Consider the following 16,654-nt stretch of genomic DNA (forward strand, 5'->3'; position numbering starts at 1 on the left):
TTTTCATCGATAAAAAGGATTACTCTATTAGGTGGAACTTTGTATAAAGATATAAATTTTTAGGCAATCTGCAAATGTGCTACAATATCCGCGGGAGGTTTTGGAATTGAATATAAAAAGATGGTTGCTTGTCCCAGTATGTGCCTTATTGTTAGTGGCATGTGGCAATGACGACAAAGAAAATACTGGTTCAGTCAACGATGGCGAAAACCAAACAACTTCTAATGCAGTTGACCATAGTATTAAAGATAAAAGTGAAGATGTAGTAAATGGCGTACCAAAATCAGAAAAATCAGTTGCAACAGAATCGACGTCGACTGATGATAAATCAGTAGGTATTGAAATGTCAGGCGGTACAGTAAAAGAGGCTACAAACGTCCCTGCTGATGAGGAAAAGGTAATTCTCCAAGCATTTGACGAATACATTAAGGCTTTTAATGCTGAAGACATTGATCGATATAGCGAAACGCTATCTAAAAAGCCCCAAGGATTCACTTTAGAAGAGGATTTAGAGCAGTTAAAGCGAATTTTTGAAGATTATAATACTAAGCGTACAGTAAAAGACGTTCGTATTATTAAGTATAATGAAAATGAAGCGCAAGTTTATGCCAATATTACAGTCGAAATGGAACAAGAGGATGGCAACAAATTTAAGCAGCCAGCCAAACAAGTTACTGTCTTTGCTAAAGAAGATGGCAAATGGCTTGTTACAAGTTTATTCGCTGTAGGTTCAAAAGAAGACTAAGATATAAAGAAGCAGTTACTTATTAATAGGTAGCTGCTTTACTATTTTTTTGTGAATAAAAACGAATAGTAGCGAAAAATAACATTCTTTGTAAACGTATTATTTTTCATTTCACTTTCTTACGATATTAATATACTATTGAAGTAGGAGTGTGAACGATTAATGACAACTGCCATAGTAACAGATAGTACAGCATACTTAACGCAAGCCGAGCGTGATCAATATAATATTCGCATGGTACCTTTAAGTGTTGTAATTAAACATGAAACATTTGAAGAAGAAGTAAACATAACAACTACTAATTTTTATGATAAAGTGCGAAATGAAAACGAGCTTCCAAAGACGTCACAACCAGCAATTGGTACTTTTGTGACATTATATGACGAGCTTTCGAAAGATTACGATGAAGTTGTGGCTATACACTTATCGAGTGGTATTAGCGGTACATATTTAGGAGCTTTACAAGCTGGTGAAATGGTTCAAGGCATTGATGTCTATGGATTCGACAGTGAAATCTCTTGTGCAGTGCAAGGCTACTACGTTTTAAAAGCTGGCGAAATGGCCAAAGACGGAGCATCTGCTAAAGAAATTCTAGAAGCTCTTGAAGAAATGCGTAAAACAATGCGAGCTTATTTCATGGTAGACGACCTATCGCACTTACAACGAGGTGGTCGATTATCTGCAGCCCAAGCTCTAATCGGTGGACTTTTACAAGTTAAGCCAATACTACATTTTGAAAACAAAGTCATTGTACCCTTCGAAAAAATTCGTACACGTAAGCGTGCTCTTAAACGTGTAGAAGATATGCTCGGCGAAGACGCTGCGAAATACGATCATCTTGATGCAGTAGTAATACACGCTAACTGTGAAGATGAAGCAAAAGAGTGGATGGCAACATTGCAAGACAGATTCCCAAATGTAAACGTTAAATTAAGCTACTTCGGCCCTGTTATTGGGACTCATCTAGGCGAAGGCTCTATGGGGCTAGGTTGGGTAAAAAAATAAAGTAAAAGAAGAAACCACATTACACGATGTGAGAGCACTGAAAAAGTCCATAAAATGAATTTTAGCCATGGCGGAAACGATTAATCGTTTCTTCCATGGCTTTTTCTTATGATGCCGTTAATTTCCGTTCCGGCGGACGCTTTCCTGGGGGCAAACCTTGAGCCTCCTCGTCGCTAACGCTCCTGCGGGGTCTCAAGATGTTCGCTAGTTCCCCAAGGAGTCGCCGCCTGCACTCCAATCAACTCGTTTTATCGTTTTTCTGAGTTTTCCATTCTTTCCGATTCAAATTCACACTCAAGGTGGTGCTGTTCATGCTATTAAAATGAAGAATAAGGGAAAGGGAAATACCGAAATACCAAAAAAACACAGACACTTTCTGTTCAAAATCGAACAAAAAAGCACCTGTGTTTATTATTGAAGAACATTACATTTTAAAGACGTAAGTTTTTTAGTGCCCTTACACGATGTAAGGTGGTTTTTTTGATTAATTTTAATAAAAATTTGATAATCTATTGGACTTGAATACTTAACTAAATAATTGTAAAATAAACCCATAACTAACCCCTAGTTAGGAGGAATTAGTTGGAAAAACACTTAGTAAAGAAACGAAATAAGATCCATAGATATATCGGCACCTTAGAAAATCCGTCCTTACGTGATTTCCTAACAGGACGCATTTGGTTACGCGACTTTTCTCCCTTCTCAGATGAACTAATCACCCAACACATCAAACTTGGTTACATCGCCACTCTCCCAGGTGTGAAGAAAAATTCCAAAATGAATTCCCGATTTAAGCGTACGAACTATACATGCAATCGATGTGCTAATAATAAACAATACTTGTTTGTAATCTATAATTGTGCGGCCTGTCAGCAAAACTGTGTCTATTGTAGACATTGCATCAGTATGGGGCGTGTTAGCAGTTGCTCTGATCTCATTAAATGGGTTGGACCAACAACTAGAAAATCATCCAATCATAGATTTGCATGGACAGGTACCTTTACGCCCTATCAACAAAAGGCTTCCAAAGAACTTATTCAAAGTATAAAAGCAAATCGAGCTCATTTAATCCATGCAGTCTGCGGTGCCGGAAAAACAGAGATATTATTCCCGGCTATTCACGAATGTTTAAAGAAAGGAAAACGAATTGCGGTTGCAACACCTAGAACGGATGTTGTATTAGAGCTAGCACCGCGCATTCAACAAGTTTTTCCTAATACAAAAACGCAAGCGCTCTATGGTGGAACAGAAGTCGACAATACTTACGCCCCATTGATCATCGCGACGACGCACCAGCTGTATCGCTTTGAAAATGCTTTTGATATTATCATTGTCGATGAAGCCGATGCATTCCCGTATACACATGATGAGACTTTACAACAAGCAGTCATCAAAGCTAAAAAAAGTACAGCACCTATAATGTACGTAACAGCAACACCTTCTGAAAAATTACTCAGTCAAATAAAAAAACAGCAAGGTGGCTATTCTTTCATTCCAAGAAGGTATCACGGTCATCCGCTGCCAGTGCCACGCTATGAATCATTATGGCGATACTCAAAACAAATTGAAGCGAATAGATTACCGAGAAAAATTATTCAATGGACAATAAAACAGGTACAAGAAAATAAACCTTTTCTCATTTTCTTCCCAACTATTGCCCTAATGGAAAAGGCCATCCCATTATTTCAGCAACTTGATCCAAGCATACAAGCCGTTCACGCAGAAGACCCAAAGCGAAAAGAAAAAGTATTAGAGCTCCGTGCGAAAAAAGTAAGGGGACTATTAACAACAACTATTTTAGAAAGGGGTATTACAATTCCAAACGTACAAGTAGCTGTAGTGGGGGCTGAAAGTGGTATTTTCACTTCCAGTGCGCTCATTCAAATTGGAGGGAGAGTAGGACGCTCTTTTGACTGTCCAACTGGAAATCTCGTTTTCTTTCACCACGGTATCTCGATTGAAATGGATCGAGCAACAAAGGAAATTAAACGTCTTAATAATACAGAGCTAACAACTATATGAATACTATTTGTTATCTATGTTCAAAACCTCTAACAAGACGATTAACGTGGAAACAGCTCTTTATGTATGAACAACAGGCAGTCACTTGTACTTCTTGCCATAGCAAATTTGAAATTGTAAAGCCCGAACAACAAAAGTCTCAAGATATCCAAGCATTATTTCATTATAATGAAGCAATGAAAGACTTCCTTCATCAATATAAGTTTTTTAAAGATATTGTGTTAAAAGATGTTTTTAGATTTGAAATTGCCCAAGCGCTTAAAAATACTGATGCAGTTATTGTGCCTATTCCGATGCATCCAGATAAAATAAAAACACGCAGCTTTGCCCATATTGATGAATTACTGGAAGCGGCAGGCATCCCCTATACACATTTACTCAAGAAAATTTCAATTGAATCACAATCATCTAAATCAAAAATAGAACGTGAACAAAGCGCTCAGCTATTTCAATTAAAAGCAGATAGTAAAATTGAAGATCGACCACATATTTTAATAGATGATATTGTGACAACAGGAACTACATTAAAACATGCCAAAGCGATACTCACTGCGGCTGGAGCACCATCTGTGAAAGCATTTACTCTAATTCAAGGGTAGTAAAAAAGATACAAAAAAACTTGCAATTCTGTACAAACTCCCTACGTTTTATAAATTTAAGGTTGATTTTGCCGACAATATAACTAGTATATTAAGTAGTAGAAATTAAATTCCAGGGGGTAAGAGCATGGGTGAATTGCGAAGTTGTCCTAAATGTGGAGACTTTTATAACTATACTGGCATTAGAGAAGTTTGCGGAAAATGTGCGCAAGATGAAGAGAAAATGTACGAGGTTGTCTACCGCTTTTTACGCAAACGCGATAATCGTTCAGCGACAATCGAGCAAATTGTTGAAGCAACAGGTGTAGAAGAGGACTTACTACATAAATGGGTAAGGAGAGGGCGCTTACAACCAGCTATGTTCCCAAACCTAGGCTATCCTTGTGACAGCTGCGGAGCTTTGACAACGAAAGGTAAACTTTGCATTAAATGCCAAAATGAAATAAAATCCGATCTCAATAAATTCGAAGCAGCACGAGAATTTAGAACCAGCGTAGAAAATTCAGAACGAGCAACATACTACGCAGACGCTAACAAGAAAAAGTAATAGAATGTAAATCTTCACATACGTAGTATGTGGGGGTTTTTTGTTTTAAGATTGGGTTTAAGGGGAGGGAGCTTGTAAAAAGGGCCAAAGCGAGAACGAGTAGGGATAGGGGGAGTGAGTAGCGCTAATGGAATGAGTAGTGATAAAGCAAGAGTGAGAAGCGCCAAAGCCGGAGTGAGTAGTGATAAAGACAGCGAGAAGCGCCAAAGCAAGAGTGAGTAGCGCTAAAGCGAGAGTGAGAAGCGCTAAATTCGGATCGAGTAGCGCCAAAGCGAGAGTGAGAAGCGCTAAATTCGGATCGAGTAGCGCCAAAGCGAGAGTGAGTAGCGATAAAGTGGGATCGAGTATCGCTAAAGATGGAATGAGTAGTGATAAAGCAAGAGCGAGTAGCGCCAAACCCGGAGCGAGTAGCGCCAAACCCCGACCAAGCAAACTCAGACATCCAAGCAATCAGCGCCATTAACACCATCAAATCCCTCCAACAAATAAGGCATATAGCACTAGCAACTAAAAAACAGAATAGGATGTCTTTCGCTTTTATTACAAAATACTTAACATCGATATAAACTAACCGAAATAATGAATATATAAAAGGAACGATTGAGAGGAGGCCATTCTATATGAAAATTTTCAACTACGGCGTGAATGCTGTAAACCCATATAAAAATCAGCCTGTAAAATCAGATTTTGCTAAGCAATCAGTAGCTAAAACGGCAGATCAGCTTGAGATTTCATCAGCTGCAAAAGATCTTCAAGGGATCGTCAGTTATACAGATGAAAGAGCAGAACGCGTACAAGCATTAAAAGCACAAATTCAAGAGGGTAACTATAAAGTAGACGCAAAACAGGTCGCTACAGATTTATTGAAATATTATCACCCATAAGCAAAAGGAGTATGAGAAATGTCCATTGAAATGATTTTATCCAAGATGGATAAATTAGAAAAAATGCATAAAAGCCTGTTAGAACTTGCATATAAGAAAACAGAGTTCACCACAACAGGAGACATGGAAGGACTCGACCAATTGCTCAAGGATGAGCAATCGCATGTAGCTGCCATCTCACAGCTCGAGCAACAGCGTCAGCAAGCGGTAACGGATTACCTTAGAGCAAAAGGAATTGCTCCTGCTGAACATGCAACTGTCGCTCAAGTAATGGAAGTAGCTGATACGCCAATTGAACAATTCAAATTAGACGAAGCAAGAAAAAAACTGCTACTCGTCATCGAAACTCTCAAGCATCAAAATGACCTAAATCAAAAAATGATTTTTCAATCACTACAATTCGTCAATATGACACTTGATATGCTACGTCCACAACCAGACCAAATCAACTACTCACAAACTCAAGTTCGTGGTAGTAGCATAAAAACAAACTTTGACTCACAAGCATAATGAAATAGAGGAGGAAATTTAATGCGCTCCACATTTATGGGATTAGAAACAAGTAAACGAGGTCTATACACGCAACAAAGTGCTCTGTACACAACAGGTCATAACATCTCGAACGCTAATACAATTGGTTATTCGCGCCAACGTGTTAACATGCAAGCAACATTAGGTTACCCAGGTGCTGGCTTAAATGCACCAATGACAGCTGGCCATATTGGTACAGGGGTTGAAGCAGGATCTGTACAACGTATTCGTGACCAGTTTGTTGATAGACAGTTTAGGCAAGAGGCAACAAAATTAGGATATTGGGCTACAAAGGCAGAATCCATGGGGCAAATGGAAGATATTTTGAATGAGCCTTCTGAATATGGTCTAAAACAAGCATTTAATGATTTTTATAAGTCAATTCAGGATATTAGTACAAGTTCAGAAAACGCATCTGCTCGTAAAGTTGCTCTAGAGCGTGCTGCGCATTTAGCAGATTCATTTAATTACATAAATGCGCAGCTAAAGGAAGTTCAGGGGAATTTAAAAAATGAATTACGTGTTGAAACTGATGAAATTAACTCCATCTTACGTCAAATAGCAGAAATTAATGAACAAATCCAAAAAGTTGAACCAAACGGTTACTTACCTAATGATTTGTATGATGCACGTGATAATTTAATTGATAAATTATCCGAATATGTTCCAATTGAAATTAACTACAATAAATCAGGCGGAAATGCTTTAGGCATTGCTGAAGGGTCAGTAGTAATTAAAATTAAAGGTACGGATACTACTCTTGTTAATGGGAATAAAGTTGCACAGTTACAAGCACAAGGGAGCACAGTAGATACTGATGGTAATATTACTGGAGTTGTCAGCGAACTATCTGAAGATTTAACGGAATTCCAAGCATTTACAGGTTTTGGTGTCTCAAATTTAGTTAATGTAGAAGATGCAAAACATTTACAGCCAAATCAATTTGGAGCAAAAGTAATCGATGTAGCTCAGTTGAAAAGTGGTAACGGAAAGATGATTTCACTTGCTCATTCATATGGCTATCAAGATGGTACAAATACTGTACCAAAGGGTGATTATCCAAACACACTACAAGATATAAGTAAACTCGCTAAAGCATTTGTAAGTGCGTTTAATCAGATACACAACACGGGGTATGTTTTAAATAGTAACGATCATCCTGACAAAGACTTTTTTGCAATAGACGGAGATGGAAAGGTAACGGTTAATATCACAGATCCATCACAAATTGCAGCATCTACTGCACCTGGTGAAGAAGGAAACGGTAAATTAGCTATTATCTTATCAAACTTGCAAACAACTTCTTTAACAGATGGTAAAGAAATTGATTTAGGTAACGGAATTAAAGTTTCGTTAACCTTCACGAAAGATTTAGATGACTTAGAAGGTGCTACAACCCAATCATTCTATCAGGGGCTTATTGGTAAAATAGGTGTGAATGCTAGAGAAGCGGAGAATACGGCAGTTAGTTCCGCAACAAATCAACTAAGCATTAGCAATCGTCGTGCTTCAGTAAGTTCAGTATCTTTGGATGAAGAAATGACAAATATGATTATGTTCCAACAAGCGTACAATGCTTCAGCACGTATGGTAACAGTAGTAGACGAAACATTAGATAAAATTATCAACGGTATGGGCCGTGTAGGTATATAGGAGGTTAGTTAAATGCGTATAACGCAATCAATGTTATCAAGTAATATGCTACGTAATTTAAGTAATAGCTATAATAAAATGGGGAATCTTCAGCAACAAATTAGTTCAGGATCTAGACTTACACGTCCATCTGATGATCCTGTTGCGGCTATTAAAGGTATGGGATATCGCACAGATTTAGCGAAGAATACTCAATTCACACGTAATATGAATGAAGTAAACAGCTGGTTAGATACGACAGATGAATCACTTAGTCAAGTTGGTGAAGCTTTAAAACGTGTACAAGAGCTTGTTACTCAAGCAGCCAATGATACTAATACTGATGAAGATCGTCAAAAAACCAAAGCTGAAATTGACCAAATACGTCAACAAATTCGTGATGTTGCAAACACACAAAGTGGTGAAAAATACATTTTTAGTGGTACAAAAACATTAGAACCATTATTTACAGATACAACAGCCGGTGCTGGTGCAACTGATCCACTTCCGACTCTTAACGGTAATCAAGAGTCCGTTAAAATTGAAGTTTATAATGGTGTCACATTAGATGTAAATATCAATGGAAAAGATCTCTTTACAAATATCGATAAACTAATGCAGGATGTTCAAGTAGCATTAAACGATACAGATGCACTGAATGCCGGTACTACTTCTGGTACAGTTATTAGTAACTTATTAGGTGATATAAGCAAAGAGCAAAATTCAATATTAGAATCCCTTGCTGTAGTAGGGGCAAAACAAAACCGTGTAGATATGATGACAGACCGTCTTTCAGCGCAAGAAATAAATGTAACAAAACAAATGTCTAATAACGAAGATGTTGATTATGAAAAAGTTATTACACAATTAATTACAGAAGAGTCAATTCATAATGCAGCATTATCTGTTGGTGCAAAAATTATTCAACGTACATTAGTAGATTTCCTATAATAAAAACTTAGCCTAATGGCTCTCGCTATTCAGAGCGGGAGCTTTTTTAAAGGAGTGAAATTTTTATGAAGCTCGATCAAATTCAAATTCGTACAACGGATGCAAAAGTAGGACTTAATATTATTGACTCTGTACAATTGCTCAAGCAGCCTAGAGCCCAACAATATATTGAACAACCAGCAGCTATTTTACAAATCAATAGCGAGCCGGCTAAATTACTAATAGATTCATCTCAGGTATATCGAGATTTAGGACTATACACAAATCGTGAATCTATCCAGAAATTCGCAAATGAAGGTAAACAAAAGGGTCTTGAAGGCATTGGAAGACGAGCGAGAGAAGGACGTCAAATGATGGATATTGGCAAAAGAAAGGGTAGCATTATACCTTTAATTTCTAAAAATAATGCGAATCCGTCGCCTAAAAAGATAGGTATTACTTGGAAACCATCAGTCGGAGCAGTGAAAATAAAATATGTTCCTGATCAACTGGACATTAATATTACACGTCAAGATCCAAAAATTGATGTTCAAATTGGTAAAGTAGTACATGACTATACACCAGGTGATGTAACTGGGACAATGCTACAATATCCATCAGTAGAAACGACAGTCATTAAAGGAGAATAAAGATGCAAATTGAAACAAAATTTTTAGGCTCAGTAGAGATTAAAACAGAAAATATATTTACATTTGACCAAGGAATACCTGGTTTTGAAGAGTCAACAAAATTCGTCTTCTTACCATTAGATAAGGAATCACCATTCGGTATATTGCAATCGATTGAACAGGTTGAAGTTGGATTTGTCGTTGCCTTTCCATTCCTATTAAAAGACGATTATGCTTTCGATGTATCAGATACAGATAAAAAGGAATTACACGTTGAAGCGGCGTCAGATATCATCACATATTCAATCGTCACATTAAAAGATCCGTTTGAAAAATCAACATTAAATTTACTAGCGCCAGTACTTATTAATATTAAAGAAAAAATAGGTAAACAAATCGTCCTCCAAGACAATGAGAAATACCCTCTCCGCCATCCAATCGGTGCATTGGAAGGAAGTGCGAAATAATGTTAGTTCTGACACGCAAAACGGGTGAGTCAATTATGATTGGCGATAACATTGAGCTAAAAGTACTTACTGTTGAGGGAGACCATGTAAAATTAGGAATTGTCGCACCGAAGTCTATCAAAGTTCACCGTTCAGAGGTTTATCAAGCAATACAGGAACAAAATAAAGAAGCTGTAAATACCCCGAAACACTTATTAGCGCAATTATCAAAAAAAATTTTTTAAAAAATATGAAAAACTATTAAACATTTCAATAAAGGTACGATATAAGAAGTGTAAGGCAAGAGTAAGTGAAAACGAGCTACTAGCCGAGCAAAGTCCACAAGGATGTGGAACTAAAAACAATTTCAAGGAGGAATCTCACAATGAGAATTCAACACAACATTTCAGCTTTAAATACACACCGTAACTTAACTGCAAACAATGCAGCATCTTCAAAAAGCTTAGAAAAATTATCTTCAGGATACAAAATCAACCGCGCTGGCGATGACGCTGCAGGTCTTTCTATCTCTGAAAAAATGCGTGGACAAATCCGCGGTTTAGATATGGCTTCTAAAAACTCACAAGATGGTATTTCTTTAATCCAAACTACTGAGGGTGCATTAAACGAAGTACACTCAATTCTTCAACGTATGCGTGAATTAGCAGTTCAAGCATCAAATGATACAAACGTAGATGCTGACCGTAATGCAATCGGTGATGAGTTAGCTGAACTAGGTAAAGAAATCACTCGTATTAAGAGTACAACTGAGTTCAATACAATGACATTATTAGATGGTAAAACTGGTGATAATGGTAAAGTTAGCCTTCAAGTTGGTGCTAATAAAGATCAAGCTATGACAGTAGATTTCACTACAAAAGGTATTGATTTAACAGATGTTGAAACTAACGTGGGTAAATTAACTAAAACAGACGTATTAGACCATAAAACTGCTTCTGCATTAATTGAAACAATTAATACTGAACTAGAATCAGTTTCAGCTGGTCGTTCTTTACTAGGAGCGACTCAAAACCGTCTTGAACACACAATCAACAACTTAGGTGCTGCGTCTGAAAACTTATCAGCATCTGAATCACGTATCCGTGATACTGATATGGCTGCTGAAATGATGGCATTCACTAAAAACAACATTCTTACTCAAGCTGCTCAATCAATGCTTGCGCAAGCTAACCAACAACCACAAGGTGTTCTACAATTATTACAATAATTCTAGCAGCCTAACGGTTCGCCGTCCTTCCTTTGAAGGACGGTTTTTTTATAGGAAAATTTACTAAAGAGTGTAATTATCATTACAGAAAAACAATGCTAGACGGATAACTCAGCAAATTACCAAATATATAGTCACAGATATTAAACAGGCCTAAAAGCCTACCTGTTAATATTATGGAAAAGTTAGGGGTAATAATCGATCATCTATTTGAGCTTTAAAAATTGTAGAAACGGCTGCAAAAACAGAAATATTCAAACGTATACAGCATATGAGATGACATTGAACATAGAGGTGAACAAAATAACTAATTATTGTATATTCACTATCTTAAACACTTTCCAAATATAGATTGAATTATTTTGAAAATAATTAAAAATCAATATTTAAAGAGAAAATCCTTTGACAAAAAGTTGCCAAAGGATTCCGTCTAATTTATTAACTTTAATATAGAATCTGTATTTCTGATTACATTTTGAATTAAAAGTTCATTACCTTTTGATACGATTCCTTGTTTTACATAGTCCATCATTTCTATTGCAATATCTGGATCTCGAATAAGTGATTCAGATTTTTGAAGATTTTCATTTGTATTTCCGACGTTCTCATTGTGGTGTATTAGTGAATTATATTGTGCCCCGATTTTAACTAGGTTCTTAGTAACATATTCTACGGCGTTATCAATTTTACTAATTAAAGAATTAGCTTCATCATGAGAAGTAAGAGAAGTATCTTCGATTCCTAACTTTTTAGTGCTAATATCAACTGTATCAATTGTTAAACTTTGTCCGGTATTAGACCCTATTTGAATATATAATGGCCGTATTTCTCCTAAAATTTTTTGAGTGTTAAATTCTAAATTTTTGGATGTGTCATTGATAGATTCCATTAATTGCGTTAATTCTTGTTGTGCAGACTCACGATCTTCTGTTGTAAAAGTATCATTTGCAGCTTGTATAGCTAATTCACGCGCTCTAATTAAAGTAGAGTTGACACTTTGTAGACCTGAGTCAGTTGTTTCTAAAACTGACAGACCATTCTGCATGTTTTCTTGGGCACGTCCTAGCCCCCTTATTTGTGCGCGTAATGTTTCGGAAACACTTAACCCTGAAGAATTATTAGAAGCACGTATAATTTTATCTCCACCAGATAATTTCTCAAGTGTTTTAGTGATAGTAGATTGACTCTTTTGTATACGGTTATTTGCAAAAGTAGTCCATGATTTATCTTGAATCCTCAATTTATTCGCCTCCTTGTATAAATATTATCAATCGATAATAATATCGGCAAAATGCACTAATTTTTTTATATGGGCTGAAAATTTTTAAGATAACTCCGATATTATTATTAAGAAATTAGTGTACGTTAGGAGGAGTGAACAAAGTGCGAATTACGGCAAATACGCAAATAGACACAACCATTCAAGCTCCAAATGCAAAAACAGCATCAAAAGAAACAGCAACCGAAGTAGTACTACGGGATTCAAAAGATTCACAAAATGAACTGACAACTAAAGAAACATGTGAACGTGCAGTAAATAAATTAAATGAATTTATGGAAGTACATAACAAAAATTCTAAATTTGTCTTTCATGAAAAGTTAGATCGCTATTATGTACAGGTAGTGGACGCTGAAACAGAAGAAGTAGTCAAAGAAATCCCACCCAAAGAATTATTAGATGCGTATTATCAAATGCAAAAAAATTTTGGGAAAATTGTTGATGAAATAATTTAAGAGAATACTAGGAGGTAATTGGATATGGTAACTCGTGTAGGTGGACTAGCGTCCGGAATGGATATTGATAGTTTAGTTGAGAAATTAATGAATGCAGAACGTGTACCACTTAATAAGTTGAATCAAAAGAAGCAAACATATGAGTGGCAACGAGATGCATATCGTACTGTAAATTCAAAACTGAAAACATTCAGTGATTATTTGTTTGACAACTTTAGTTTAACTAGTAATTTTGCTAAAAAAAATTCTTCTGTAACTGGTACTAATAGTAGCAAAGTTTCAATCAGTGCGGGTTCAAGCGCTACAGGCTCATTAAATATACAGTCAATTAAGCAAATAGCGACTGCAGCGAGAGTAGATATTACAAATGTTGAGCATACTTCTAAACGCTACGCTGTTGGTAATGATAAGTTAACAGATATGGGTGTAACAGCCGGGGAATTTAACCTAACTGTTACTAAAACTGTAGATGGTGTAGCTACGACTACCAAAGAGGCTATTTTAATTGATGCAAATACGACAGTAGATAATTTAGTAGCACAATTCAAAGCTGCTGGGTTAGACACAACTAAATTCGATGTAAATACAGGGCAATTTAATATTGGAGGTACAAATGTCTCTTATAGTGCAGCTGATTTATCTAGTATTGATAAATTAAAAGAACTCGGATTTTCTACAACCAGTACTTCAAAGGCTTTACAAATAGAAACTGATGAAGGCAAAAAAGTGAATGCTAAAAAAGATGAACTTTTATCCACATTTAAATTAAACGTAGGGTCTTTTTCTGTTGAGACTAGTGAAGGTGCAAAAATAATTACAGTTGAAGCTGATGATACAATTGAAAGTTTTGTTAATCGTCTGAACTTAGAGGGTACTGGACTCAGAGCTTCTTTTAATGCTAGCTCAGGAAAGTTATCTATTACGGATAAAGAGGGTAAAGAAGTAAAAGCAACTTCAGATCTAGATTATCAAGAATTGGAGAAGCTAGGAATTAGCACTACTTCTTCTAAATCAACTACAGGATACTTTACAGATGAGAGTGTAGCAAAGGCTCCAACTGGATCAACTGCGTTAGGTCATTTAGGTTTAGAAGATGGTAGTTTCACATTAAATGTCATACAAGCTGATGGAAGTACAAAAAAAACAACAATTCAGTATAATAAAACAGATACAATTGATACATTTGTTAAACGCTTAAACGCTTCGGGTGCAGGAGTGACAGCATTATTCTCAAACGGAAAGATGTCTTTAAGTGCTAATAATACAGGTAAAGTAAATGATGGTAGTACAAATGAAATCCAAGTTGTTAACGATGGCACCGACAATGGTAAAAATTTATTTACTGCTTTAGGATTCAGTACTAATTCTGTAGGTTCTACGAAAGATGGTGTGGAAACATTTGACTTAGCTAGTACACATGGTCAAAATGCAGAGTATGCCATTAACGGCTTAGTTATGGAAAGCCAATCTAATACATTTAGTGTTTCAGGGTATAGTATTACGCTGAATGGTACGTTTAATGAAACCAGTATTAAAGATGATGGCAGTTTAGATGTTCCATCTACTGGAGGAGTAACAGTTTCATCGTCCAATGATATAGATGCTATGGTAGATAAGGTTAAGGAATTTGTGGCAAAATATAATGAGTTAATTGCCGGGCTAAATGATCAAGTAAAAGAAACAAAGTATCGTGATTATAAACCTTTAACTTCTGAACAGCGTAAGGAAATGTCTGAGAGTGAACAAAAACTTTGGGATGAAAAGGCAAAAAGTGGTTTACTTCGTAGTGATGCCATACTTCGTAACGGCCTATCTGATATGAGAAGTGCTATTTATGGACAAGTAGCAGGTTTGGGCGATAACGTTATCGATACAATGGCTGAAATGGGTATTACAACATCAAGTTCTTTCAATGATGGTGGAAAGTTGATTATTGATGAAGCAAAATTGCGTAAGGCTTTAACAGATGATCCAGATAAAGTTGTTCAAACTATTACGCAAAGTGGGAAAAAAGATGCAGCTGAGGGAGATACACGTGGTATTGTCCAACGTTTGCGCGAATCAATGACCCAATTTACTAAGAATATTGAAAGTAAAGCCGGTCGTTCAACTATGACTAATAATCAATATTCTATTGGTAAGAGTTTAATTGATACCGATAGCCGTATTACAGCATTAACAGCACGCTTGAAAGATATAGAGACACGTTATTGGAAACAATTCACAGCGATGGAGACGGCTATTAATAAAGCAAATACACAATCGGGTTATTTATCGCAATTTAGTGCGCAATAACTGGTATAATAGTAGTAAACATTTCGAAGGAGTTGTATGATTTTGGCAGCACAATCAGCACATCAAGCCTATAAACAAAATAGTGTGACGACGGCATCCCCTGGTGAGCTTACATTAATGCTTTATAATGGCTGCATTAAATTTTTGCATAAAAGCAAACAAGCTATTGAGGCAAAAGATATAGAAATGAGAAATTCGAATCTACTAAAAGCACAAGCGGTCATCTCTGAGTTAATGTCAACATTAAACATGGATATTGAGATTTCTAATCAAATGCTGAATTTATATGAATATATGAATCGTCGTTTAGTTGAAGCAAATATAAAAAATGATGTAGCGATTATTGATGAAGTTGAAGGATATGTTGTAGGATTCCGTGATACTTGGAAAGAAGTAATTCGTTTAAATCGTCAACAACAATTCACGGGGAATCAGATTTGATGGATAATGTACAGCAATTGTTAATTGCCTCAGAACAGCTTTACTCACACTTAACCAATTTGCCAGCTGATAAAGACCGTGATGCTTATATAGAAAAAATAGATACTCTTTTGGATGCTCGTGGAGCCATCATCGACGCTTTACAAGCAAATGATCCTAATGCATTGAATAATCATCCTCTTTTAAAGAATCTTCTTGAGTTGGATAAAGGAATTCAAGAACGTCTTTTGAAAGTGAAAAATTTAATTAAAACTGATATGCAGCAACTTCAAACAACTAAAACATCGGAGCAAAAGTACACGAATCCATATGCCTCTGTTCAAACTATGGATGGTATGTATTATGACCGAAAAAATTAATTTCAACCCTCCTCATCCAATGAGGAGGGTTTTATAATCGTTTATACCTATATATTTACCAATATAAACAATTTGTATATAATGAATTTTATATAAAAAGAGAAGGTGAGTTCTAATGAAATACAATCGCCTGGAGTCGTTTCGCCATATTCTTCAAGAGCCAGTTAAAGCTGATTTCCGTTTGTGTATGGATGGCAAAGAACAGGGTAAATTATCGAGTAAAGTCGACTGTTTGATTTTAGATATGAGTCCGAGTGGCTTGAAGTTATCGACATCATTAAATTTACCCGCGGAGAATTATATAATTCGAATGGAGTTGACGTTTATTCTTTATTCGAAGCCTATTCGTACTTTAGGTGAAGTTAAGTGGAAAAAATTTGATTATGGTTCATTTCTTTATGGTATTGATCTAGATGAAGATGAAGCGGTTGAAGAGATGATTATTTCAGAACTGAAAGCGAGACGACGTACCGAAGTAATTAAAAATAAAACGTCATCTGAGAATTAAGTGTTCAATATTTCGACAAATTTCTACGAATTCCCTAAAATTTTTAAAAGTTTTTTCCGGTTTAAGAAGGAGTTTTTAGGGAAATGTAGAATTAGTAAGACATGGTTGAAATAAAGGAG

General features: G+C 36.1%; 19 protein-coding genes. 18 read left to right on the top strand and 1 reads right to left on the bottom strand.

Going from position 1 to position 16,654, the window contains the following annotated elements; all coding sequences use genetic code 11:
* Positions 1-106: 106 nt before the first annotated feature.
* From ACQKMD_RS05310 to ACQKMD_RS05370, 13 genes are all read left to right on the top strand, one after another.
* Positions 107-745 carry a nuclear transport factor 2 family protein gene (locus ACQKMD_RS05310; RefSeq protein WP_427750124.1) on the top strand — a complete coding sequence of 213 codons (639 nt, stop codon included), beginning with the start codon at positions 107-109 and terminating at the stop codon, positions 743-745.
* 162 nt (positions 746-907) lie between these two features.
* Positions 908-1,750, top strand: a complete 843-nt coding sequence (locus ACQKMD_RS05315; RefSeq protein ID WP_427750126.1) for a DegV family protein — start codon at positions 908-910, stop codon at positions 1,748-1,750.
* Positions 1,751-2,332: 582 nt separating this feature from the next.
* Complete coding sequence (locus ACQKMD_RS05320) at positions 2,333-3,772, top strand: DEAD/DEAH box helicase (RefSeq protein ID WP_427750127.1); 1,440 nt, start codon at positions 2,333-2,335, stop codon at positions 3,770-3,772.
* Between the two features lie 62 nt (positions 3,773-3,834).
* On the top strand, positions 3,835-4,371 hold the full coding sequence (locus ACQKMD_RS05325) for a ComF family protein (protein ID WP_427750128.1): 537 nt from the start codon (positions 3,835-3,837) through the stop codon (positions 4,369-4,371).
* A 127-nt stretch (positions 4,372-4,498) separates the two neighbouring features.
* Complete coding sequence (locus ACQKMD_RS05330; RefSeq protein ID WP_427750129.1) at positions 4,499-4,918, top strand: TIGR03826 family flagellar region protein; 420 nt, start codon at positions 4,499-4,501, stop codon at positions 4,916-4,918.
* Between the two features lie 620 nt (positions 4,919-5,538).
* The gene (flgM, locus tag ACQKMD_RS05335; protein ID WP_427750130.1) at positions 5,539-5,802 is read left to right on the top strand and encodes a flagellar biosynthesis anti-sigma factor FlgM; all 264 of its coding nucleotides are present in this window, start codon (positions 5,539-5,541) and stop codon (positions 5,800-5,802) included.
* An 18-nt stretch (positions 5,803-5,820) separates the two neighbouring features.
* Positions 5,821-6,312 (top strand): flagellar protein FlgN, encoded by a 492-nt coding sequence (locus tag ACQKMD_RS05340; RefSeq protein ID WP_427750131.1) that lies wholly within the window; start codon positions 5,821-5,823, stop codon positions 6,310-6,312.
* A gap of 21 nt (positions 6,313-6,333) precedes the next feature.
* Entirely contained in the window at positions 6,334-7,986 is a 1,653-nt protein-coding gene (gene flgK / locus ACQKMD_RS05345) for a flagellar hook-associated protein FlgK (protein WP_427750132.1), read from the top strand.
* Between the two features lie 12 nt (positions 7,987-7,998).
* Entirely contained in the window at positions 7,999-8,916 is a 918-nt protein-coding gene (gene flgL / locus ACQKMD_RS05350; RefSeq protein WP_427750133.1) for a flagellar hook-associated protein FlgL, read from the top strand.
* Between the two features lie 65 nt (positions 8,917-8,981).
* A complete protein-coding gene (locus tag ACQKMD_RS05355) occupies positions 8,982-9,545 on the top strand; it encodes a DUF6470 family protein (protein ID WP_427750134.1) in 564 nt (187 codons plus the stop codon).
* A 2-nt stretch (positions 9,546-9,547) separates the two neighbouring features.
* The gene (fliW, locus tag ACQKMD_RS05360) at positions 9,548-9,991 is read left to right on the top strand and encodes a flagellar assembly protein FliW (RefSeq protein WP_427750135.1); all 444 of its coding nucleotides are present in this window, start codon (positions 9,548-9,550) and stop codon (positions 9,989-9,991) included.
* Positions 9,991-10,215 (top strand): carbon storage regulator CsrA, encoded by a 225-nt coding sequence (gene csrA, locus ACQKMD_RS05365; RefSeq protein WP_427750136.1) that lies wholly within the window; start codon positions 9,991-9,993, stop codon positions 10,213-10,215. Before fliW ends, csrA begins: the two co-directional genes overlap by 1 nt.
* Before the next feature lie 140 nt (positions 10,216-10,355).
* Positions 10,356-11,198: a flagellin gene (locus tag ACQKMD_RS05370; protein ID WP_427750138.1), complete on the top strand. Its 843-nt coding sequence runs from the start codon at positions 10,356-10,358 to the stop codon at positions 11,196-11,198.
* A 430-nt stretch (positions 11,199-11,628) separates the two neighbouring features.
* Here ACQKMD_RS05370 and ACQKMD_RS05375 read toward each other — a convergent pair whose 3' ends face one another.
* Complete coding sequence (locus ACQKMD_RS05375; protein ID WP_427750140.1) at positions 11,629-12,438, bottom strand: flagellin; 810 nt, start codon at positions 12,436-12,438, stop codon at positions 11,629-11,631.
* A 143-nt stretch (positions 12,439-12,581) separates the two neighbouring features.
* Between ACQKMD_RS05375 and ACQKMD_RS05380 the strand changes: the two genes are divergently transcribed.
* The 5 genes from ACQKMD_RS05380 to ACQKMD_RS05400 all read left to right on the top strand — a co-directional run bounded on the left by ACQKMD_RS05380 (position 12,582) and on the right by ACQKMD_RS05400 (position 16,535).
* Positions 12,582-12,932 (top strand): flagellar protein FlaG, encoded by a 351-nt coding sequence (locus ACQKMD_RS05380; RefSeq protein ID WP_427750142.1) that lies wholly within the window; start codon positions 12,582-12,584, stop codon positions 12,930-12,932.
* A gap of 24 nt (positions 12,933-12,956) precedes the next feature.
* Positions 12,957-15,227: a flagellar filament capping protein FliD gene (fliD, locus tag ACQKMD_RS05385; RefSeq protein WP_427750144.1), complete on the top strand. Its 2,271-nt coding sequence runs from the start codon at positions 12,957-12,959 to the stop codon at positions 15,225-15,227.
* Positions 15,228-15,263: 36 nt separating this feature from the next.
* Complete coding sequence (gene fliS, locus ACQKMD_RS05390) at positions 15,264-15,668, top strand: flagellar export chaperone FliS (RefSeq protein ID WP_427750146.1); 405 nt, start codon at positions 15,264-15,266, stop codon at positions 15,666-15,668.
* The gene (locus tag ACQKMD_RS05395) at positions 15,611-16,027 is read left to right on the top strand and encodes a flagellar protein FliT (RefSeq protein ID WP_427750148.1); all 417 of its coding nucleotides are present in this window, start codon (positions 15,611-15,613) and stop codon (positions 16,025-16,027) included. Before fliS ends, ACQKMD_RS05395 begins: the two co-directional genes overlap by 58 nt.
* A 115-nt stretch (positions 16,028-16,142) precedes the next feature.
* Positions 16,143-16,535: a PilZ domain-containing protein gene (locus tag ACQKMD_RS05400; protein ID WP_427750150.1), complete on the top strand. Its 393-nt coding sequence runs from the start codon at positions 16,143-16,145 to the stop codon at positions 16,533-16,535.
* Positions 16,536-16,654: the final 119 nt, after the last annotated feature.

Origin of the sequence: Viridibacillus sp. NPDC096237, assembly GCF_050278625.1 — a bacterium.
Taxonomy (GTDB): domain Bacteria; phylum Bacillota; class Bacilli; order Bacillales_A; family Planococcaceae; genus Viridibacillus.